Genomic DNA, 20,885 nt, shown 5'->3' with positions numbered 1-20,885 from the left:
CCAATCTTTAGATTTTTGATTGGTCTAAATTTTCTCGCATTCATTGACGGCTTTCATGCTATTGGCGGCAATGACCGACATTATTTTTTGGAACTGTGCGATGTCTTCTTCGTCAAGCCCTTCATAGATGGCTGTATGCCAGTCAGTCAGGATTTCCTGCATGTTGTCCATGATTTCCAATCCTCTTGGCGTTAGGGTTATTATTTTCTCGCGGTGGTTTTCAGGGTTTATCATTCGATTGACATACCCTTTTTCTTCGAGCTTGCTTAAGCTTTTGGCAACCGCTCCCTTGTCAATGACAAAAAAAGTAGCAATCATATCTTGATTTACCTGATCGTTTTTAGATAAAAACATCAGAATTTCTTGTTCAGAATGCCCCAAATGATATTTACTCAACCTTCTCATTGAATAAATGCGATTAAACCGAAATATGACCGACAGGTCTTTCATCAGCAACACGAATCACCCCCTTTACATATAGTTGTATTTGCAACTGTTGTACTAACAACTATCTTATTCGTTTTCTTTATGTCTGTCAACAGACGACATCAACCCATCCATATAAAAATATCTGATAGCGTGGATAAGTACGATCTAAAGAATAACCATAGAATAACAAAATAACAAAAATCCGTTGAAAAAATATTTCAACGGCGGTGCATCAGTCAATATATTCAGTAAATATACCCGAAGCAAGGATTTCTAAACAAATTTTTCTTTTTGCAGTTTATAGAGAAAATGCAACAGTATTTTTTGCGGCAGGATTTTCGTAAGGGCAAAGGCAGCCTTCATCAATATCCCGGGAATAATCATCCTTTTATGTTTGAGCATCCGGTCAATCGTATACCTGGCTACATAAGGGCTGTCCAGTGCTTTTACCCCAAACGTGATCCTGGCATTTTGTTCAAACTCGGTATGCACCGGCCCTGGACACAGTACGCCTACATACACTTTGCTGTTCGTTTTTTGCAGCTCCTTATGTACAGCTTCCGTCAGTCTCAGTACATAGGCTTTCGAAGCATAGTAAGCAGCCATCAAAGGCCCGGGTAAAAAGGCAGCCGAAGAAGCCACATTTAATATATACCCTCGGTTACGCCGCTTGAAGTCCTGCAGAAACAGTTTCATTAAGATATGAACTGCTTTGATATTGGTATGAATCAATTCCAATTCTCTGGTAAGATCCGTCTGATCAAATTCGCCGTATACAGCAAACCCGGCATTATTGATCAGCATATCAATCTCCTGATTTTTAACCAGGTCATAGAGTCGGAAACAGGATTCCTCCTGTGCAAGATCGAGGCTGATCGTCTGGACATTGCAGGAAAGCTCTTTCTTTAATTCTTCCAGCCTGTCAAGACGCCGTGCAACCAGGATTAAATCATAGCCTTTCGTGCTCAGCACTCTGGCAATATCCCGGCCAATACCTGAACTGGCCCCGGTGATTAAGGCTTTCATATCCTGTACTGTTCCTTTCTACCTTGTGGCATCCTTCAGCGTCTCCAGTTCCTCTCTCGAAAATAGGTAGGTCTCGTTGCAAAAATGGCACTGGGCTTCCGCCTGGCCATCGGTTTGAATGATCTCTTCGATTTCCTCTTTGCCTAAGCTGCTCATCGCATTGCCGATCCGCTCCTTGGAACACTGGCATTGAAATTTTACCGGCATTTTTGCCAGTACCTGAACATTATTTTTGCCTAAGATTTCTTCCAACATCTCCTCTGGTGTAAATCCATGCTGAATCATCGTTGAGACCGGCGTAATTGTCTTAAGATGTTCTTCGATTTCAGAAATAGTCTCTTCAGACGTTCCGGGCAATAGCTGGATAATAAAACCGCCGGAAGCTTGAATTGTATGATCCGGTGCAACCAAGACACCGAGTCCGACCGAAGAAGGAATCTGTTCGGATTTGACGAGATAATAGGTAAAGTCTTCCCCGATTTCTCCGGAATATAACGGAACCTGCCCGGTAAAGTAATCCCGCATACCCAGGTCCTTAACAACAGACAATGTGCCTGCAGAACCTACAGCTCCGCTGACGTCTAATTTCCCGATTCGATTTAGATCCAAATGCGTTTGAGGATTGGTGACATAGCCCCTGACTTCCCCGTACGCATTGGCGTCAACCAGAATAATACCCAACGGGCCGTTGCCTTCAATCTTGACAGTCAGTTGTTCATCGCCTTTGAGCATTGCCCCGAGCATTAGACCGGCGGTCAGTGTGCGGCCGAGTGCCGCCGATGCTGTCGGCCAGGTCTGATGCCTGCGCTGGGCTTCACCGACGGTTTCCGTCGTCAAAGCTGCGTAAGCGCGTACCTTGCCGTCATAACCCAAAGCCTTAACTAAATAATCGTTCATTTCAATCTCCTTATCTATCGCTGAAATTGATCTTCAAGGACAAACAAAAGGCTGAAGAAATCTGTCATCAGCCTTAGAAAAAGCTTTTTTAACACCGTCATTATTAGATCATAATTAGCACAAAAGTTCAATATTCTTCGAAAAAAATCAACGAAATAGATTGATAAAACGCTCCCAGAAAGATAGCCTTTCTGGCTCCGTGAGTGCACTCTTTTCATCTGCTGCAGCTTTCAAATCTGGAGTCCGGATAACAAACTGAACACTTTTCGGGGAAATCTTCGAGGACACAAAAGATACCGGCTTTGTCTCTTCCCCGCTGCCAAATGAAAGTGTTTCCAGCAATCCGGAAGCTTCGTCAATACCGTTTTTAAATTGTTTTTGCCCGTCTATCAATTTTTGAACCTGATTAGGCAAAACCGCTGCACTGGATGCCAACTGGTTTAAGCCGCTGGTCAGCGCTGTTGAACTGTTGGCCAGTGAGACTGAACCTGATTTTAATTCCGTCCCCTGCTGTGCAAATTGATCCAAACCTGTTGAAAATTCTGTGATTCCCTGGGCAGACTGGGCTACGCCTGTTGTATAGCTGGACAGGCCGGTGCCATACTGGGATAGCTGAGCCTTCATGGTTCCAATCTGCTGAAGATAAGCCTGTCTTTGTTCAGCTGGTAGAGAATCTAGCAGCGGCGTTAATTGATTCATCATTGCTGTTACGCCAGAGGAAAGGCTGGTATACTGGGCTGAAAGTCCCTGTCCCTGCTGGGAAAGCTGAGCAGTGCCACCGCTGATCTGTTTAAACTGCGCCGCGAGACTTGATGCTCCGGCTGAATATTCTTCAATCCCTTGACGCATCGTGCCGGCTCCCTGCTGTAGTTTGGCAGAGCCCGAAGCAATACTTGCTATGCCTTTATTCAATTCGATTAAACCGGCCTTCAGCTTCTCCGTACCGGAAACGATTTGCCCGGCTCCGCGTGACATTTGTGTTATACTTCCGGTATCCATGTTAAGATTCAGGAAATTGGAACTGTCAAAACAGGTGCAGGTCATCGTCATGGACGCCATCTGAAATTCTTCAGTATCATAAACCACCGTATACTGCGCATTTTTCTGGGGTAACACCATGTAGGCCAGTGTTAGGGTCTTGCCGGAAATCATGGTGGAGGCTCCTGATGAAGAAAGAACCGTATTTTCGTCCAAATCCAGCGGCAGCTGGACCTGACAAAAATAGTTTTCTCTGTAATACGCTTTGGCTTCAGCATTTGGCTGAACTTTGAGCGTGATTTCAATCCTTCCTTCTTTGCCGATAATGTCTTCGGGCTTAACCTTCTGGCCGTTCAGCCGATAGGTAATACGAAACGCAAACGGCAGTTCTCCCTTCGTCAGTTTGCCCTGATAGTAGAAACCTTTGTCCCGCGCCGGCAGCTGCCAGGAAATTTTGCCACCTTCAAGTACTGGGGTTTCACTGCCGGAAAGGTTGGTAATCGAATCGTAGACACCGTAGTCAAGGTAAATGCCGGACACAGGCGTATCAATCCTATTGACGACTGTAATACCGGAAATACTTCCATCCGTTTTCAGGTCTGCATAAACGGTCTCATCTTTGACAACGGTCATATTTTGGTTGCTTGCCGTACTCTCCGTATCTGAAGCAGATGCGGATAAAGATAATACGGGAATCAGCAGTATTACAGTCAGAAAGCATGCGATTAGTTTTTTCATCGGATTGTCTCCTCCCTCCCACTTTCTTTCGCAGACAAAGTGGTTTTCATGATGATTTTATCAAACGTCATCAGCAGCACCGGCAGTAAAACAAGGACCATCAGTCCTGACAGTGCAGCACCCCTGCCCAGCAAAATACCAATATCACTGATAGCTTTAATTTGGGAAAGAAGTCCTTCCGCAAAACCCGCCACGGCAAGAATCAATGCTGAGATCATCACGGTGTTCCCGGCAGTATTCAACGCAGACAGTACTGCGTCTCTGGGTTTTTGTGTCTTCCTGAATTCGAGATAGCGGTTGGACATCAGAATCCCATAATCAATCGTTGCGCCAAGCTGGATGGAACTCACAACCAAATAACCGATAAACACCAGACTTGATCCCTGAAAATAGGGTATCCCCATATTGATCCAGATAGAAGACTCAATGACTGCGATCAGTAGCACCGGAACAGATATGGAACGGAACGTCAGCAGAATAATCAGACCCACAGACAGAATTGAAAACAGGTTAACTGTACGCGTGTCCTGTTCAACAGTATTTTTGATATCGGCGATACTGGTGGCATTCCCCGCGGCATACCATTCACCAGGGTAATACTTTTGCACCGACTGTTCGAGTTCTGCAACGGCTTCAAAAGTCTCGGGCGTTTCACCGGCAATGTTCATAAGAACGATCATACGGGTATAATGTTCCGACAGGAACATATCCCTGACGCTTTGCGGCAGTAAAGAACGTGGGATTGCAGGATCTGCCAGCGTGACCAGAGTCTGAACATCGCGGATATATTTCTGTTCCTCCAGTTCCTGGGCCAGCTGTATTTCAGCAGCAATATCGTCATTTGGAACTAAAACCACAACAGGATTATAGACACCGAAGCGGCTTTCAATGTTATTTCTTTCCTCGACAATGGTTCCCTCACTGGAACTTCCGGAAGTATTCCCATATAAAAAGTCAGTATTCTTTTGTGCCAGGAAAGACGGAATAACAATCATCACAACCAGGGCAAACAATAGATATCTTACTTTGATTGTGCCCCGGCCTATCTTCATAAAAGGCGGAACGAGGGGCCTGTGCCGGGTTTTGTCAATCGTTTTATGGAAGATCGCAATCAGAATCGGCAGCAAAATGATCACACTGATATAGCTCAGACAGATTCCCTTAACCAATACCAGTCCAAGATCCTTACCGATCCCGTACTGCATAAACAGCAGGGCTAAAAAACCAGCTATAATCGTCAGCGCGCTCGCCGAAATAGATGAAAGTGTATTTTTTACTGCTTTAACAATTGCAGAAAGAACCTCGGCCCCGGCATCCTTTTCCTCAAGATAGCGGTGGCAAAGAAACAACGAAAAATCCATCGAAATGGCGAATTGCAGCACCGCAGCAATTGAATTGGTGATGAAAGATATGTTATGGAAAAAGGCATTCGTTCCGGCATTGATAATCACAGAAACCCCTATAACGCTTAAATACAGCAGCGGTTCTATCCAGGAGTAACATGCCAACATCAGGATGAGGACACAGAGCGGAATAACGATGATCATAATCTTGGACATTTCCGAGCCAAGCACTTCCCGCATATGACTCGAATCTTCAGCTTCTCCCGTGATACTGACATTTTCGCCTAACGAAGCCCGGATCGCCTTCAGGGCATCCCCTGTTCCCATGGAATAATCCCCCTGAGCAAATTCAACTTGAAACAAGGCAGCTCCATCTTTATAGTAACTATCCAGAACGTTTTGGGAAATAAAGGCCTCCGGAACCGTAATATCTGTGACATCGTCCAGCCAAATCACATTTTTTACACCCGGAACCTCTTTGATTTTTTCCTTAGCTTCAAGGGCTTCCCGTATAGAAATGCCTTCCACCATGACCTGAGCAGTTCCCGGATAACCAAACTCCTGATCCACAAGCGTAATCGCCTGCTTGGTCATGGAGTGTTCCGGCAGATATTCCGCTAAATCATAGTTAACTGTAATACGGGGCACAAGCGCAATACTGGTAATAATGACTGCCAAATAGATTAGTAAAACGACCCGTTTATGGACAATAAGGCCTTTCACAAACTTTTCTATAAACAGCTGCATATCTTTATCATCCTTTACCGATCTTTATCATCCGTTACCGTTTCTTTTAAAGTCTCTTTTGGATATCTCCGATAATCAATAAAAGAAATTTGTTCAATAGATTGGCAAGACGCACTTCATCTCCGCCATACTTATTAAAAATATTAATGATTCCTTCAATAAGAGCCAAGGCCAAGGAGTCGGCAAGCAGCATATCACTTCCAGGCTTGGAACTGCTTAGGAACAAATCGTTCTCCAGACGCTGCTTGACAAGCTCAATCAGTTCCACCTTTATATTTTCGTATTTGGAGCCCTCGACACTTTTCATTAGGATTAAAAACTGCGTTCTGTTATCCAGAAACACCTTGGTTATCACTTCTGTGATATAGGTGATGCTTTGCATCGACAGGCTGCTTTTATCGCATATGTCAATGAATACCAGCTTTCGTAGCTGCTCTATAGTTGACTGAAGGATATTATCGAGCAGGTCATCCTTACCTGAAAAATAGGAGTAAATATTCCCTACAGTAATCCCGGCTTGCTGCGCAATACTCCGCATTGAGGAATGACGGTAGCCTGAGACTAGAAACTCCTCTTCCGCAGCCTCGATAATTCTTTTTTTAATCTCTTCTTTTGGTACTTGCATAAATAAACACCCATTCATTATTCTTATTTTCAGTATATCGCGGCCGAAATCCAGTTGTCAATATTAAACATGAGTTCATTTATACTGCAATACTCTTATTCTATGCGGCCATATTCCGAATATGTATCCGTTTGCTCATCACGCTTCCCTCAGATTCCACCTCACATTGGACACTCTTGCTCTGGGCTGATATTTGGCAACTGCCAGCCCCCATAGTAGACTTTCACCGCTTAGTTACGCTCCATGCATGGCGCACGACAAAAAAACAACCGGATTAATGAACTGCCCCCTGTCAAGTAGACACCCAAAAAAACTAAAAACTTTATGCTGCTAAGGTCTGATTTCGATACTCTATCGGAGTCAGGCCTTTTAGTTTTTTCTGTAATCTTCTCGTGTTATAGAAATCAATGTATTGATCAATCGCTAGTTCTAATTCCTCATAGGTATGGAACTTCTGCAAATAGTACATCTCAGATTTGATGATTCCCCAAAAGCCTTCCATAGGGCCATTATCAATACATCTACTGACACGGGACATACTTTGCGTACCACAAACGCTATCAATCTTATTTTTGAACTGTCTATTGGTATATTGAAAGCCTCGATCGCTATGGAATAGTGGCTTTGCATCTGGATTGGCGGCTACTGCTAGGTCAAAGGTTTCAAAGACGAGCTGATTGTTATTGGAACGCCCGAGGACATAAGAAACAATTCTTCTGTCTCCCAGATCCAGTATCGCACTCAGATAAGCTTTCAGCCCATTTGTGAGTTTGAATTCCGTGACATCAGTCAACCATTTTTGATTCGGCTTATCTGCATGGAAGTTCCTGTTCAGTATATTTTCAGCGGTTATCTGAGGTGTACTTGGGATATAGTTCTTCCGCTTCTTGCGAATGACAGACTTTATATTGACAGATTTCATCAATCGATATATGCGTTTGTGATTGTACTGTTGGCTCATGATCCTGTTGATATTCATCGTCATGCGCCGGTATCCGTAAATACCATGAACTTCTGTGTATAGCCGAATCATCTCTTCCAGTATCAGTGTATTCCTTCTGTCTGTTTCACTTTCCGGCCGATTAATCCATTTATAGTATGAAGAGCGTGCGATATCAGCAAAATTACATAATTCTGCTATGGTATATTGCTCTTCTTCATGAAGTTCTTTTATCGCTAGATATTTGTGTTCTTGGCGTACTCGGTTGCTTACCGCCTCCTTTCCACCTCGTCCAATTTTTTTAAGAAATCAATCTCCATTTTTAAATGTTTATTCTCAGCCTCAACAAGCTTTAATTGTGCAGCGAGCTTTTCTGTCTCACTCAATTCTTCAGTGTTTTTACGTATGCCACGGCGGTCAAGCAGCGCTTCATACCCCTGATCTTTGTACTTTTTCACCCATGTATAAACCTGTTGATAGGAAACTTGAAATCGGTCAGAAGTAATCTGGTAATTGTCATTGTTTTCAACACAGAAGGCAACAATCTCTGTTCTTTCCTCGTAAGTAGTTTTTCTTCCTTTGGTCATAAATCTATCTCCCAGTGCATTGTAAGTTTTAAATGTTTCATGACCATTATACTTATTTACCCAACTTAGAAGAAGCCCGTGACTCGAAATACAATATTTACTGCTTATCTGGTTAAGAGAGCCTTCACCATTATTATAATCTGTAACTGCCTGCAATTTTATTGTATCAGGATAACATTTATTAGCTCTTAAAGTCTGTAGTCCTTGTTTTCCTTCTATTTGATATTTGCGAAGCCAGGCTTGAAAGGAGCTCTTATGAATTTGTAATTCGTAACAGATTTGAGATGTCCCTCTTTTGCCAGAAAGATAATCTTCGATTGCTCTCAATTTTTCCCCTATTGGAACTTTTGTTTTCCGTCCCATAAAAAATATGCTCCCTTCATAGAAACAGTTTTATTATTTTAACTGTCTACTACGAAGGGAGCATATCATAAGCTCGGTTGTTTTGTTTCGTTTTTACTTAGTTTTGCTTAGTCTTCCTTATTTTTGTTTAAAAGAACGCCAGGAAAATTCCATAATCTTTTCTAAACGATGGCCAGTAAAATTTATCAAAATCTGCTGTTTTCAGCATCGTAGGTAAATGTTATGCATTTGCTGCCGTCCTTACAGCGTTATTGTTCGCTTATATCCCGTAAAGTTCCTGATAGTCCTGTTCTGCTGCCCTTATTTCACCTTGAGCCTTATCGCATTGCGGATACAAAAGAGAGCAGTTTTTATGGCAACCGTTACAGTGCAGCTGGGACAAGTATTCATCAAGACTGATTTTTTCTTCCGGACCGGTGGTATCCCCAACAGTTGCATCCGTAGCGGCATCATTTGCCGAAACAATAGTATCAGCGTCTTCTGAATCATCATTGTCAGATACTGAACCCTCCGAATAGGTTATGTTTTCATTATATTGACTTTCCGTTGGGGAGTCAGTCCTGTTTTGGGATGTACTTGGTGATGTCGTAATCTGGGTCTCTGTAATTTTGCCTAATTGATTCTCATCGCTTGCCGAAACTGTTGAAAGAACTCGGGTATACAACATGACGACCAGTAGGCACGCCGCACCAAGGCGAACCAATGTTTTTCTGACATTACGCTCTTTCAGGTTTATGATGATCCTGCCGACTGATTTCACAAAATAGCTGGCATGAATCACCAGATGCGTGATCAAGAAGCCCAGACAGATGTACGATGTCCATTTATGGACCAGATAGATCCATTCACCATGAGTCGTATCCGAAGGAAACAAAACCTTCGATATCAGAACTCCCGTAATCACGATAATCGAAATACTGATGAAGATTGCAAGGTTTAAAGCATATTTCATCTTCACGGAAACTGCGGTCCGATTTTTAAGCTTGCTTTGCAGTAGATTCAACGTTGTATTTTTTACCCAGGACCAGTTTAACAGAATATGGATACTAAAAAGAGCAAAAATAAATAACCCTGCAATCTCATGAAAAGCTAACCCGGTTCCAAAAGCATCCAGCAGGAACACAAAAAGTATGCTCATCGCAATATCCAATACAATCTTTGTCACTAATTTGCTGCTCATTCAACCCTCACCTAACCGTTATGTATTTGTATAAATTTCTAATACTAATCATTTCTTATCTTGCTATGTATTCTATACGGCTCCTGTGTTGGTTCTATGGCAGAAAGATGACAATTTTATGAACAATGCGCCTGTACAGGAATAATACCGCCGAGTACAGTACTTACAGAATGGCTATTTAATTAAAACTGCCATAATACTGGCACACAAATAAACGGCCTCTTCGCATTACTGCGAAGAGGCCTTAAGTGTATAACCCGCAAAATTCCTCATGGACACAAACAGATAATTTTACTCGAGTCACCTACTTTAACCCAAATACATGGAATCACAAATGGAACTTACGCTACTTTCTCTACGCCTTTCTTGAGAATCACCCGGATAACGGAGTCTAGAAATGGAGCCTGGTGAAAACCTAAGGTCAAGGTAACAAACTGATCTACTGAAACAACATACTTGTGAACCTGAACGTTAACTGGAAATCGATGGACCTCAAACACGAATCTTAACGGAAAACTGAGAAATTTTGCGGGAAACTGATCTGAATAAATAAAGCCAACCCTAAAGGTGGCTTTGAATCCGTCCGGCAACATCCCATACATCCCTCTGACCTGTGCCCCGAATTCCAACCTGACCTGTCAGCAAAAGGTAACACTGTATGTTTTTAACCATCATGTATTATATTTTCTGATTTTAGTATAAAGGGGGGACCGGATTTTTGTCAAGATGAAATCAAGGCTGTAAAATATTACCGCTCAATGCCGAGGCGCGCTTTGATCCCTTTATCATAAGGATGTTTAACTTTCTTGACCTCAGAGACATAGTCTGCAAGATCAAGCAGTTCTTCCGCAGGCCCCCGTCCGGTCATCACAACCTCAAGCCCTTCAGGTTTCGTACGCAAAAATTCAAGCAGAAGCGAACGGTCAATGAGGTCATAATTATAGGAGGCTACTGCTTCATCTAGAATCAGCAAATCGACCTGACCTTCACAGCACGCTGAAATCGCCTGCTGCAGGATCTTATTATAAATGATCCTGCGTTGCTCCTTCTGCTCATTTGTTTCCTGATTATAGAAACCGAAGGACTCTTCGCCGCGCAAAAACATTATCCCCGGAATTTTCTCCAGGGTGTGCAGTTCTCCTGTATCCTGGCTTTTTAAGAACTGAACAATTAATACCCTACGCCCTCTGCCTGCACACCTGACTGCCAGACCGAGAGAAGCGGTCGTCTTTCCTTTGCCGTCCCCGCAGTAAATATGGATAAGACCCTTTTTCATCAATTATACACCTGCCTCCAAAATATTCATGATTGCAGCCATGTCGACGTGTTTCCGAATTTCATCAGCTAATCGGTCGTACTGCTGCTCTTTATATTGTTTATAGCTTAACCGTTTGAGGCTGGTTGAATCCAACCCCTTTTTATTCAACAGACATTCGGCAATCGCTACAGAGACCCCTTCTTCATCAAATATTCCATGAACATAGCTGCCCATAACATTCCGCTTTCGGGCGCCTTCCGTCTTTTGCACCTGAAGGCCTGACTCTATGTCGATATGCGTCAGAGGCTCGGTATCCCCTGTTTCTGTTACGCCCATATGAATTTCATAACCGTGAAAACGGATCGAGGATAATCCGGAAAGAACACCATCAAGCTGACTGAACCGGCCTTCCACCTGCGTCCTGGTCTTCTGTTTGGAGAATATTGTTTTCATATCCAGCAGACCCATTCCCGTGAGACTTCCGCCCTCTTCTACGCTAAAAGGATCTTCCAACGTTTCTCCAAGCATCTGGTAGCCTCCGCATACGCCAAATACGATTGTTTCCCCGTCAGCAGCCTGCTTTTTAATCTTTGCTTCCAGACCGCTCTGACGCAGCCACAACAAGTCAGCCATCGTATTTTTCGTCCCTGGCAGGATGATCATATCCGGATTCTTCAGCTCAGCCATGGATTTTACATAGCGCAAGGAAACTCCGGGAATCAGTTCAAAAACGTTAAAATCAGTAAAATTGGACATCCTTGGCAGCCGGATCACTGCAATATCTACTGCTTGCACTGTTTTGTCCACAGCAATTCTTTCGGATAAACTGTCTTCATCTTCAATGTCGATATTCAGATATGGAACGACACCGATGACCGGAATATTGACTTTTTCTTCGATCATCCGCAGCCCGGGCTTCAGAATTTCTACATCTCCGCGAAATTTATTGATCACAATTCCTTTGATCATTTCCCTTTCATCTTCACTTAAGAGCATCACCGTGCCGTAAATAGATGCAAAAACGCCGCCCCTGTCAATGTCAGCAACAAGCAGGACAGGAGCTTTAGCCATTTTGGCCATCCCCATATTGACGATATCATCCTCCTGCAAGTTAATCTCTGCGGGACTGCCTGCTCCTTCGATGACAATAACGTCATTTTTCTGGTCAAGCGTCTGGTAGGACTCCATAATGTTTGGAATGAGCCTGGTCTTATATTTAAAATAGTCTGCTGCATTCATATTACCCAACACTTCACCGTTGACAATGACCTGCGATCCCTGATCATTCGTCGGTTTCAGAAGGATTGGATTCATCAGGACACTGGGTTCCTGCCCGGCAGCTTCTGCCTGGACAACCTGTGCTCTGCCCATCTCCAGCCCTTCTTTGGTAATATAGGAGTTCAACGCCATGTTCTGGGATTTGAAGGGCGCTACCTTATAACCTGCCTGTTTAAAAACACGGCACAGACCTGCCGTGAACAAGCTTTTCCCGGCATTAGACATTGTTCCCTGAACCATGATTGATTTGGCCATCGTGTGACACCCGCTTTCCTGTTTGTTCTGTTATTATTTACTCTGAAATCAGATACTTCAAGGCCTTATTCGCTTCTAAATCCCCCGGCGGAAAGGTTTCCCCGGCTTTTCGGAGGATATACGGAACGTCCAAGGCCGAATGCTTGCCGCTGACAGGGCTGGTAGCATGATCGGCACAGACAAGGATCCTGGTTTCATTTGCCAGGTTCTGACGCAGAAAGGCAAAAAACTCCCGGTCAATTCTTTCAATAAATTCAATTTTTTCCCGATAATCATGCCGGTGAGCGGCTTCATCTGCTCCATTGATATGCACAAGCACAAAATCATGACCGGACAACAGGCGGCAGGCTGTTTGAGCCTTAAGGGCCAGATCTGTATCCGTATCTCCAGTTGCTTCTTCTAGTTCAGGAACATCCATCTTCAAGGCCAAAGCAATCCCTTTGGCAATTTCTGCACCGCAGACTGCCGCTGCCTTTTTGCTATACAATTCTGCAAACGCAGGTAAACAGCTTTTCCCGGATATTCCCCACGGATAAAACATCAATTGCTGTTCTTGGCTGCTTAGGTGTTTTAACCTGTCTTTTCCCTCAGAAACAAATTTTTGTAGTATTGGGGCTGACGCGTAGATGTCCGCTAATAAAGCATCTGAATCACCGCCCAAAAATTCATGCGGCGGATAAGTCTTACAATCCAGCGTTTGAAAGTAATGGTTTTTGACAATGATCAGGTTCCTATATCCGGATAAATGCAGCACCTTGATATTTGGATCGATATCGGCCGCTATCTTCGCTGCTTCCTCCATATCCGGACCGGTCAAGTTCCCGCCGTTAAAAGAGCTTAGTATTCCGTGACTGTCAAGGGCGGCAAGATTGCAGCGCAGAACGACTTCATCCTGTTCCAGGCAGTAGCCGTTGGCAAGCAGTTCGAGTGATGCCCTGCTTTGTGGAAAATAAGCAGGCTCAATACCTAAAAGATTGAGGATACACGGCATGCTTTCCGGCAGGTAACCCTGCGGGCAGGAACTAAACCAGCCGCTATAACCTCCGGCGGCAATTTGGTCAAGTTCAGGATGACGGGCAGCCTCAAACGTGGTTTGCCAGCCTAATTCTTCAATTTTTTCATCCGCAAGTCCGTCAACAATGACCATGACTGCTTTCATCAAATATCACATCCCTGAGTGCGGCGCTGAGTTTTAAATTATCTTCGCGGCTTTTTACAGCAACCCTGAAGTATTCATCATTCAAATTGACATAGTTGGAGCATGGACGTACCATAATCCCTCTCTTGATCAGCTTTTCAGTTAGGTCTGTATGCTGAGTCTGGAAAAATATGTAGTTTGCTCTGGAGCCGATGACCTGGAGACCAAGGCCCAATAACGAATCAATCAGAAATCTTCTTTCTGTTTGAATCAGCTGCTTCGTTTGCTGCAGATAGGCTGTTTCTTTCAAAGCAGCGATGCCAGCCATTTGGGCCGGCGTTGAAACACTCCAGTCCTGACCGGCGGACCTCATTTGTTCGAGCAATTTTTTGTTGGATGTCAAAGCGTAGCCAAGTCTAAAACCCGGCATCGCAAATATCTTGGTAAAAGCTTTCAGAATAACAAGATTTTTATACTGTTCAATACAGTTTTGCACAGAAAATTGTTCTTTATCTTCGACGAAGTCCATAAAGCATTCATCAATCATCACAATTGCACCGATCTCCTGGCTCTTGGCAAGCACCTTTTGCAAAAATGCACGTGAACACAATTGACCGGTAGGATTATTGGGGTTACAGATGATCATGAGGTCCAGGCCTGGGCTTATTTGATCCAGCAGGTCCTCACGGGCTGAAAAATCGTGCTCTGGCCGTAAAAAATAATATTCTACCGAGCAATCCACCGTATGCAGCGCTTTTTCATAGTCTGCAAACGTCGGAGCAAAGATCAGCGCCTTTTTCGGTTTCAAAGCCAGCGCCAGTCTGAAAATAATCTCTGCAGCCCCATTGGCGGCAAGAATATATTCAGGATCCGTATACTCATAGTTAGCCAGAGCCGCAACAAGATCCCGGCAAAACGGATCAGGATAGTTCGTACATTCATCAAGCGACCGGATCACGGCTTCTTTCACAGACTCCGGCAGCCCAAGTGGATTGACGTTGGAAGAAAAATCAAGAATTTCCTGCCTTCCCGTCAGTTTTTTTACCGAATAAATATCACCGCCGTGGATATATTGATACATCTGCTCTCACCTGTCTCTGTAGTATTTGTAGCCTAAGCATGTTTAAAGTTTGGGATTATTCTTGGGGTGAATATGTAGGTTCTAATCTATAGATTCTTTTCTGCGGTTGGCGCCTCTTCGTAACCGCCTTTTCGGCTATTGCGCCATCCATGGCGCAAATAGCCGCGCTCCACATCCATGTTCCGCTTGTCAGGTCGGTTACGAAGAGACGCTAATCTGTAGAAAGTTTTGTAGAAAATTCAGGAAGGATAGCAAATACATTAAGTCCCCTTATCCTGTCTAAGCCGGTATTCCTCACTTTGTTGGCAAACACAAGTCTAAAATCCTAATTACCGCCATGTGAAGCACGATGTAGAGCGTTGCGCTCAGAAGTAACAATGCTTAGAAGGTACTGATACAAGGAGCAAGTCATAAAGAAGCTAGTTACGGAAGGCAAAGTAAACCTGCTTATTAAACTTGATAGTGCTTCTTGAGCCGCTAAAGTCTCCCATCCTGAAGATCAGTCTGGGAGTCACAGTTCCGCGCTAAGCGGAGCACGAGGCGGAGCGCGGCTTTTTGTGCCACGGAGGGCACAATAGCCGAAAAGCGGTATTGTGACTCACAGACCTGCCCCAAAGAGTATTTCTCTTCTTACAGGCTGGCGTAACAGCAGCAATATTCTTATGCCCCTGCTAAACAAAAATACTATCATCCAAACTGCACAATAACGGCTCTGACAGCGGACCCTAAAATCAGGCCGACAAGCGACGTCGCAACCATCAGCTTGTTGGCGCGGCGGATATCTTCAGCCTCGATCTCCCGGATCGGATCACCGATCGTTGGCTTGACCACCAGCTTGCCAAAGTAAGAATTGCTTCCGGCAAGCTGAATATTCAGGGCTCCGGCACAGACGGCTTCAGTGTGGGCGGAATTCGGACTGGTATGATTATGACGGTCACGCCGGTAGATTCTAAAAGCGTTTTTAAAATCATAACGGGTCAGAAAAACTGCCAGGAGCATCAAATAGGCAGAAATTCTAGCCGGCAGATAATTTACGACATCATCCAGTTTGGCAGCAAACCGGCCAAAATAAAGATATTTGTCATTTTTATAGCCAATCATCGAGTCCAGGGTATTGACCGCTTTATACAAAAAGCCCAAAGGGGCTCCGCCAACCAGAATGAAAATCATCGGGGCGATGACGCCGTCGGAAAGATTTTCAGCCACGGTTTCCACAGCGCCTTTCGCTACCTGGGAGCTGTTCAGGTTCTCCGTGTCCCGTCCGACAATCCACGATAATTGATAACGCGCTTCCATAATATCGTTCTTCTGCAGAGCATCATATACCTTCATGCTCTCAGCTTTCAGCGACTTGGTAGCCAGAATCTGATAACACATTAAGGCCTCGACAATAAACCCTAGCAGCGGACTGATGCTTTTGAGCAAATACAGCAGGCCTAACGGCACGAGAAATGTTATCGTGACAATGAAAGCAGTCAGCAGTACCCCGCACCAATACTGGCTTCGGTCCGTCCTGCAACTAATCCGGTGCAGATATTTATCTCCTCCGGCAATCAGCGAACCGATCCAGCGAACCGGATGAGGCAGCCAGGAAGGATCACCAAAAATTAAATCCAAAATATAACCTGTAATTAAAGCATAAAGTGTAATCATTCAATACCAACTTCTTTATCATTTCGTCATTCACCAAAAAACAAGCGGGTGATCAAATTCGGACCTTTATATCCTTATCCTCTAAATCTTCGCTATCGCCGCCAGCTTTCTGTTTTCGGCCCATAGATCCTGATCAATGGTCAGTTGATAGCCTTCGCCGTTCTTTATCTGCCAATGGTAAAAATCAAATATTTCCGGAGAAAATGCCTCAAGCAGCATCATGATCGTACCGCCGTGAATAATCAGTCCGGCCTGTTCTATTCCGGCTTCATCTACTTTCTGAATAACGCGGCTAAAACCCTCCAGGCAGCGGGACTTGAACATTTCCGGCTGATCTCCCCCCGGGATTTGCTGTTTCCCGCCGCTGTCAATCCAGCTTTGGTACTCGGCAAGGTCCTTCAGCTGTTCATACGATTTGTTCTCAAATATACCGAAGCTGCATTCCGCAAGTTCAGGAATTATACTGTAAGGGACATTCGGATAAATCAGCTCCTTGGTCTGAAGGCAGCGGAGCATCGGACTGACAAAAACATGTTCAACTGCCGTATAGCGGCCGGCAGCAATATGCTGGCGGAGTTCGAAGATCCCCTGTTCAGATAAAGGCTCATCCGTAATTCCGATATACCTGCTTCTCAAATTGCCCTCCGTCTTGGCATGCCGGATCAGGTAAAGGAACTTATTCATGCTCTTCACCTTTAATCAGAACAGGAATGGAGCAGAAGACGCGATAGACCTTAGCCGCTTTCTGGGCGGCTGCACAAAGGATCCTCCCGGTCGTTTCCTGCATTTCCCGGTCATCTTTCAAAACCGGCACCACAGCTGAGCTTAATTCATCACAAATCAGAATCATGTCGGGGTGCTGCTCGATTCCGTCAGCGATAAATTTCCGTGCATCAAGGTCGGCTCCCTGCAAACGTCGGATCAGCAGATGCAGATGGTCAAGCACCGGACGCTGAAAAGCCTCTTCGAAGCTGCAAGTCCCTCCATCCGTAATGTTTGCCGAAGCGATATCCCATCTGCTCCTGACAAATTCCAATTTCCCCTGACTGCCGCCTCCGATCACCAAAATCATAGCATAACGCCTCCTGCTATTACTGAAATTAGGAGTATTCCTGTTTCACTTACCACAATATAAAAGCCTGCCAGATCACCGGTTATACCCCCAAAATACTTTTGGGCCATCAGGTAAAATAAGTAAAAGGACAGCACAATAAATAGAACTGCAATGCTTCCGACAATCACACTCACGTACAGCATTGCCGCAACACATAATAAAGCGATCAAGCAAATGATGGTTCTTACCGTTTTCTTCGAGGCATAACCTGCAAAGATTGAAGCAAGTCCTGTATTTCTGACACACGGAAAGCAGACGACTGCCAAAGCGGCCATCGATCGTGACAGGATAAACGAAACAAGAATGAGAAAGAAAAAGTCCGGTGTCAAATACGTCTCATACCACGCCGCAAACTGCAGCAGCAGGACAACTGACGTATAGATGAGCGCGAACGCTCCAACATTAGGATCCTTAAGGATTCGAAGCTTTTCCTCTTGGTCCTTATGGGAATTCAAGGCATCTGTCGTGTCACAATAACCGTCAAGGTGAATTCCGCCAGTGATCATGACGTTAATAAATACAGCTGCAGCAGCAAAAAAGACGGGACTGAACCCGAGATATTGCAACAATAAAAACAAGAGACAGATAACAAAGGCAATGACAGCCCCGACTCCAGGAAAGAAGATAAAAGAATAACGCATGTTCTTCTCGTTCCAGTCGATTTGAGGCATCGGAATCTTAGAGAACATCGAAAAGGCTGCAACAAACGATTCAAACAAGATTTTCATAACCGAAAAGCTCCTTCATTCCTTTATGGATAAGCGGGATTGCGCAGACTGATTCAATCACTACATCTGCAGCAGCGGCAATTGCTGAATTTATTTCAGCCAGTACACGGATATAGCCGGCTGTAAAATCATCATAGGTTTTGAAATCCTCAAATATCGTACTGGTTACGATAACAGTGTTCGGTACGGTCACCGATAGCAACCGGATATCATTGATGATGCAGTCAATGGTATCCTGTGGGCTGCGCTCCTGCAGATACATTTCGTTGGCAATCAGGTTGCCCATGCACTCGAGTAAAGCGGTATGGCAGCCGCTGAGAACAGGGATCTTATCGAAAAGTCCGTAAGAAAACTCAAAGGTATCGAATCCTTTGCCGTCCCGCATTCGACGGTGCTTGACCACCCGGTTGCAGCACTCTTCATCTGAGGCAGCCATTGTTGCAATATAGGCCATTTTTCCTTTATTCAAACTGACAGCTAAGTTTTCTGCTATTTCAGACTTTCCGCTGGCAACGCCTCCGCTGACCAAAGCCAACATTTACTCACCGCCTCTTTCCTTTCACAAAAATATTCCTTTATCTATTATTATCTATCATCTATCGATCATCAAGTGATTCAAACTTTTCCAGCTTATACACGCCTGACTAACCCATCCTAGCGGTTTGAAAGCTGCGGCATTTCCGGATAAACGAGCGAGCAAACTCCGGATTCCCCCAGAGATGAAGGTGGGGATAGCCGGCAACGAGGTTCTCATCGGCATGGATGCAGTCCCACGTTTTGCTGCCGGATGAATTTACTGCCGTAAAACTGCTGCCGTTGGCCGTTGAATCAGAGTAATGAAATTCATGCGCATTGATCTCGCCGCCTTTGTCGCACAGCAAGTTGTCCTTTTGCGCCGTCAGTGAAATATAACCGAAACGGTTCAGTTTATCCGTCAGTACAGCATCCCCTTCTAAATGTCCTGCCATTGGATAAGGTTTGCCGTCCTTGTCAGCAATACGTTCCAATAAATACATGAACCCGCCGCACTCAGCTATACAGGGAGTATTATTGGAGAGAACATGCCTGATGCTTGCCAGCATCGATGTATTGCTGGCCAGCTGTCCGGTATATAATTCCGGATAACCGCCGCCGAGAATCAGTCCGTCACATTCCGGTACAGCTTGATCATCAAGCGGACTAAAATACTGCAGTTCCGCTCCCAATGTTTCCAAAAGGTCGAGGCTGTCCTGGTAATAAAAACAAAAGGCTTTATCTCTGGCTACGGCGACTTTAACAGCAGAGATTCTCTCGATCCCGGCCTCATGATAGTCTATTTCCGCGGCCCCTCCCGCAATACGCAGCAGCTGTTTCAGATCAATGGATTCTCTGGCCTGTATGGCCAGTAATTTCATTTTTTGCTGTAGGTCTTCCACTTCGGATGCTGTAATTAATCCAAGATGCCTGCTTTCCAGCGCGCATTCTTTGAGCTTCGGAAAGTAGCCGACCACCTGGATATCCGTCTCTTTTTCGATCATTTCCTTATACTGCGGGTATAGGGAAGGTGTAAGATTATTCAGAATAACGCCCTTGATCCCGTTGTCCGGTCTAAAATGGCAGAATCCTTGGATCAAGGCTGCAATTGAGATAGCTGAACCGGCACAATTGGCAATAAGGATAACAGGCGTTTGCGTTACTGCAGCCAAATGGTAAGAACTTGCCACGGTACTGCCAATGCCTAGCCCGTCATAATAACCCATTACTCCTTCTAAAACAGCGATTTGCGACTGTTCGGAATTCTTGACCAGCAAATACCGGCATACCTCTTCCGATAGCATAAACAAATCCAGATTCCGTGATTTTGTCCCAATGACTTCGGTATGAAACATCGGATCAATATAGTCCGGCCCACATTTAAACGCAGCAGGATTAACTCCTTGCTCCAGAAGGGCTTGTAATACCGCACAAGTAATTGTGGTTTTGCCGCTGCTGCTGCCTGCAGCCGCAAACATAATACGTGGAATAACTGCTTTCATGACTTGTTCTCCATTTCTATTGAAGCTCTCCATGGACATCAAAAAACCTCTCTAACCGGAGGTTGGAAGAGGTTTTACTTACACAATCTGCAAACAGTCTCAAACACTTCTGCACGATTCGTATGCTACACCTTTCATCTTCCGTGAAAACAGTGCATAATAGCTCAGGCAGGTCTTCCGACTTGGTTTCAAAGCAAATTCAGCCTTCCCATTGTAAACAGTGGCAACTTTGAATCTGCTCCACCTTACGGCGGCGGGACCGTACAGGCATTTCACCTGTTTCCCTATTATTGCAAAATTATGCAACCTAAGCGACTATATTATATCAGATGACGCACAACGTGTCCACCCGCAATCTGCGGGACAGCATATAGCCTTCTCCTCCCCTCAATTGACTTTGTAAATGCAACCTATACATTACTGGGTGATTGCATTTAAATCTTCAAACAGGATAGTGGCATTAAGTCTTACAATCGAAAGTCTCCTTTTTCTTCACTCCCCCATGGGGGAGT

19 protein-coding genes and 1 riboswitch are annotated in these 20,885 nt (G+C 44.6%); all 19 genes read right to left on the bottom strand.

Features of this window, described 5'->3' with window-relative positions; all coding sequences use genetic code 11:
- Window positions 1-24: 24 nt before the first annotated feature.
- The 19 genes from OKX56_RS08260 to OKX56_RS08170 all read right to left on the bottom strand — a co-directional run bounded on the left by OKX56_RS08260 (window position 25) and on the right by OKX56_RS08170 (window position 20,373).
- Window positions 25-450, bottom strand: coding sequence for a MarR family winged helix-turn-helix transcriptional regulator (locus tag OKX56_RS08260; RefSeq protein WP_287896170.1), 426 nt, complete (start codon window positions 448-450; stop codon window positions 25-27).
- A 252-nt stretch (window positions 451-702) separates the two neighbouring features.
- Window positions 703-1,455, bottom strand: a complete 753-nt coding sequence (locus OKX56_RS08255) for an SDR family NAD(P)-dependent oxidoreductase (RefSeq protein ID WP_287896143.1) — start codon at window positions 1,453-1,455, stop codon at window positions 703-705.
- Window positions 1,456-1,473: 18 nt separating this feature from the next.
- Window positions 1,474-2,352, bottom strand: coding sequence for an Hsp33 family molecular chaperone HslO (gene hslO, locus OKX56_RS08250; RefSeq protein ID WP_287896142.1), 879 nt, complete (start codon window positions 2,350-2,352; stop codon window positions 1,474-1,476).
- Between the two features lie 147 nt (window positions 2,353-2,499).
- Window positions 2,500-4,068 carry a hypothetical protein gene (locus tag OKX56_RS08245; RefSeq protein WP_287896140.1) on the bottom strand — a complete coding sequence of 523 codons (1,569 nt, stop codon included), beginning with the start codon at window positions 4,066-4,068 and terminating at the stop codon, window positions 2,500-2,502.
- The gene (locus OKX56_RS08240; protein ID WP_287896139.1) at window positions 4,065-6,158 is read right to left on the bottom strand and encodes an efflux RND transporter permease subunit; all 2,094 of its coding nucleotides are present in this window, start codon (window positions 6,156-6,158) and stop codon (window positions 4,065-4,067) included. The genes OKX56_RS08245 and OKX56_RS08240 overlap by 4 nt, the downstream gene beginning before the upstream one ends.
- A 46-nt stretch (window positions 6,159-6,204) precedes the next feature.
- Window positions 6,205-6,783 (bottom strand): TetR/AcrR family transcriptional regulator, encoded by a 579-nt coding sequence (locus tag OKX56_RS08235; protein ID WP_015042807.1) that lies wholly within the window; start codon window positions 6,781-6,783, stop codon window positions 6,205-6,207.
- Between the two features lie 322 nt (window positions 6,784-7,105).
- The gene (locus OKX56_RS08230; protein WP_287896169.1) at window positions 7,106-7,957 is read right to left on the bottom strand and encodes an IS3 family transposase; all 852 of its coding nucleotides are present in this window, start codon (window positions 7,955-7,957) and stop codon (window positions 7,106-7,108) included.
- A 35-nt stretch (window positions 7,958-7,992) separates the two neighbouring features.
- Complete coding sequence (locus tag OKX56_RS08225; RefSeq protein ID WP_287896137.1) at window positions 7,993-8,673, bottom strand: helix-turn-helix domain-containing protein; 681 nt, start codon at window positions 8,671-8,673, stop codon at window positions 7,993-7,995.
- A 259-nt stretch (window positions 8,674-8,932) separates the two neighbouring features.
- Window positions 8,933-9,853 (bottom strand): ferric reductase-like transmembrane domain-containing protein, encoded by a 921-nt coding sequence (locus OKX56_RS08220; RefSeq protein ID WP_287896135.1) that lies wholly within the window; start codon window positions 9,851-9,853, stop codon window positions 8,933-8,935.
- 748 nt (window positions 9,854-10,601) lie between these two features.
- Window positions 10,602-11,129 (bottom strand): cob(I)yrinic acid a,c-diamide adenosyltransferase, encoded by a 528-nt coding sequence (locus tag OKX56_RS08215; RefSeq protein ID WP_502851029.1) that lies wholly within the window; start codon window positions 11,127-11,129, stop codon window positions 10,602-10,604.
- Window positions 11,130-11,132: 3 nt separating this feature from the next.
- Entirely contained in the window at window positions 11,133-12,644 is a 1,512-nt protein-coding gene (locus OKX56_RS08210) for a cobyric acid synthase (RefSeq protein WP_287896133.1), read from the bottom strand.
- A gap of 37 nt (window positions 12,645-12,681) precedes the next feature.
- Entirely contained in the window at window positions 12,682-13,803 is a 1,122-nt protein-coding gene (locus OKX56_RS08205) for an alkaline phosphatase family protein (RefSeq protein ID WP_287896131.1), read from the bottom strand.
- Window positions 13,778-14,863, bottom strand: coding sequence for a threonine-phosphate decarboxylase CobD (cobD, locus tag OKX56_RS08200; protein ID WP_287896130.1), 1,086 nt, complete (start codon window positions 14,861-14,863; stop codon window positions 13,778-13,780). Before cobD ends, OKX56_RS08205 begins: the two co-directional genes overlap by 26 nt.
- 687 nt (window positions 14,864-15,550) lie before the next feature.
- On the bottom strand, window positions 15,551-16,516 hold the full coding sequence (gene cbiB / locus OKX56_RS08195; RefSeq protein WP_287896128.1) for an adenosylcobinamide-phosphate synthase CbiB: 966 nt from the start codon (window positions 16,514-16,516) through the stop codon (window positions 15,551-15,553).
- Between the two features lie 81 nt (window positions 16,517-16,597).
- On the bottom strand, window positions 16,598-17,200 hold the full coding sequence (locus tag OKX56_RS08190; RefSeq protein ID WP_287896127.1) for a histidine phosphatase family protein: 603 nt from the start codon (window positions 17,198-17,200) through the stop codon (window positions 16,598-16,600).
- Window positions 17,193-17,588 (bottom strand): hypothetical protein, encoded by a 396-nt coding sequence (locus tag OKX56_RS08185; RefSeq protein ID WP_019226061.1) that lies wholly within the window; start codon window positions 17,586-17,588, stop codon window positions 17,193-17,195. The genes OKX56_RS08190 and OKX56_RS08185 overlap by 8 nt, the downstream gene beginning before the upstream one ends.
- A complete protein-coding gene (gene cobS / locus OKX56_RS08180) occupies window positions 17,585-18,358 on the bottom strand; it encodes an adenosylcobinamide-GDP ribazoletransferase (protein ID WP_287896126.1) in 774 nt (257 codons plus the stop codon). Before cobS ends, OKX56_RS08185 begins: the two co-directional genes overlap by 4 nt.
- Window positions 18,342-18,896 carry a bifunctional adenosylcobinamide kinase/adenosylcobinamide-phosphate guanylyltransferase gene (locus OKX56_RS08175; RefSeq protein WP_287896125.1) on the bottom strand — a complete coding sequence of 185 codons (555 nt, stop codon included), beginning with the start codon at window positions 18,894-18,896 and terminating at the stop codon, window positions 18,342-18,344. The genes cobS and OKX56_RS08175 overlap by 17 nt, the downstream gene beginning before the upstream one ends.
- A 106-nt stretch (window positions 18,897-19,002) precedes the next feature.
- Window positions 19,003-20,373 carry a cobyrinic acid a,c-diamide synthase CobB gene (locus OKX56_RS08170; protein WP_287896124.1) on the bottom strand — a complete coding sequence of 457 codons (1,371 nt, stop codon included), beginning with the start codon at window positions 20,371-20,373 and terminating at the stop codon, window positions 19,003-19,005.
- Window positions 20,374-20,523: 150 nt separating this feature from the next.
- Window positions 20,524-20,699, bottom strand: a riboswitch (cobalamin riboswitch).
- Between the last annotated feature and the right edge of the window lie 186 nt (window positions 20,700-20,885).

The organism is Dehalobacter sp., from assembly GCF_030063005.1.
Classification (GTDB): Bacteria; Bacillota; Desulfitobacteriia; order Desulfitobacteriales; family Syntrophobotulaceae; genus Dehalobacter; species Dehalobacter restrictus.
Note: the sequence above shows the minus strand (reverse complement) of the source record. Positions and strands in the feature narration are given on the sequence as shown.

What these genes read in the sequence shown, in the direction of transcription:
- OKX56_RS08260 (WP_287896170.1), bottom strand. Translation starts at nt 450, where the DNA reads ATGAAAGACCTGTCGGTCATATTTCGGTTTAATCGCATTTATTCAATG.
- OKX56_RS08255 (WP_287896143.1), bottom strand. Translation starts at nt 1,455, where the DNA reads ATGAAAGCCTTAATCACCGGGGCCAGTTCAGGTATTGGCCGGGATATT.
- hslO (WP_287896142.1), bottom strand. Translation starts at nt 2,352, where the DNA reads ATGAACGATTATTTAGTTAAGGCTTTGGGTTATGACGGCAAGGTACGC.
- OKX56_RS08245 (WP_287896140.1), bottom strand. Translation starts at nt 4,068, where the DNA reads ATGAAAAAACTAATCGCATGCTTTCTGACTGTAATACTGCTGATTCCC.
- OKX56_RS08240 (WP_287896139.1), bottom strand. Translation starts at nt 6,158, where the DNA reads ATGCAGCTGTTTATAGAAAAGTTTGTGAAAGGCCTTATTGTCCATAAA.
- OKX56_RS08235 (WP_015042807.1), bottom strand. Translation starts at nt 6,783, where the DNA reads ATGCAAGTACCAAAAGAAGAGATTAAAAAAAGAATTATCGAGGCTGCG.
- OKX56_RS08225 (WP_287896137.1), bottom strand. Translation starts at nt 8,673, where the DNA reads ATGGGACGGAAAACAAAAGTTCCAATAGGGGAAAAATTGAGAGCAATC.
- OKX56_RS08220 (WP_287896135.1), bottom strand. Translation starts at nt 9,853, where the DNA reads ATGAGCAGCAAATTAGTGACAAAGATTGTATTGGATATTGCGATGAGC.
- OKX56_RS08215 (WP_502851029.1), bottom strand. Translation starts at nt 11,129, where the DNA reads ATGAAAAAGGGTCTTATCCATATTTACTGCGGGGACGGCAAAGGAAAG.
- OKX56_RS08210 (WP_287896133.1), bottom strand. Translation starts at nt 12,644, where the DNA reads ATGGCCAAATCAATCATGGTTCAGGGAACAATGTCTAATGCCGGGAAA.
- OKX56_RS08205 (WP_287896131.1), bottom strand. Translation starts at nt 13,803, where the DNA reads ATGAAAGCAGTCATGGTCATTGTTGACGGACTTGCGGATGAAAAAATT.
- cobD (WP_287896130.1), bottom strand. Translation starts at nt 14,863, where the DNA reads ATGTATCAATATATCCACGGCGGTGATATTTATTCGGTAAAAAAACTG.
- cbiB (WP_287896128.1), bottom strand. Translation starts at nt 16,516, where the DNA reads ATGATTACACTTTATGCTTTAATTACAGGTTATATTTTGGATTTAATT.
- OKX56_RS08190 (WP_287896127.1), bottom strand. Translation starts at nt 17,200, where the DNA reads ATGAATAAGTTCCTTTACCTGATCCGGCATGCCAAGACGGAGGGCAAT.
- OKX56_RS08185 (WP_019226061.1), bottom strand. Translation starts at nt 17,588, where the DNA reads ATGATTTTGGTGATCGGAGGCGGCAGTCAGGGGAAATTGGAATTTGTC.
- cobS (WP_287896126.1), bottom strand. Translation starts at nt 18,358, where the DNA reads ATGAAAATCTTGTTTGAATCGTTTGTTGCAGCCTTTTCGATGTTCTCT.
- OKX56_RS08175 (WP_287896125.1), bottom strand. Translation starts at nt 18,896, where the DNA reads ATGTTGGCTTTGGTCAGCGGAGGCGTTGCCAGCGGAAAGTCTGAAATA.
- OKX56_RS08170 (WP_287896124.1), bottom strand. Translation starts at nt 20,373, where the DNA reads ATGAAAGCAGTTATTCCACGTATTATGTTTGCGGCTGCAGGCAGCAGC.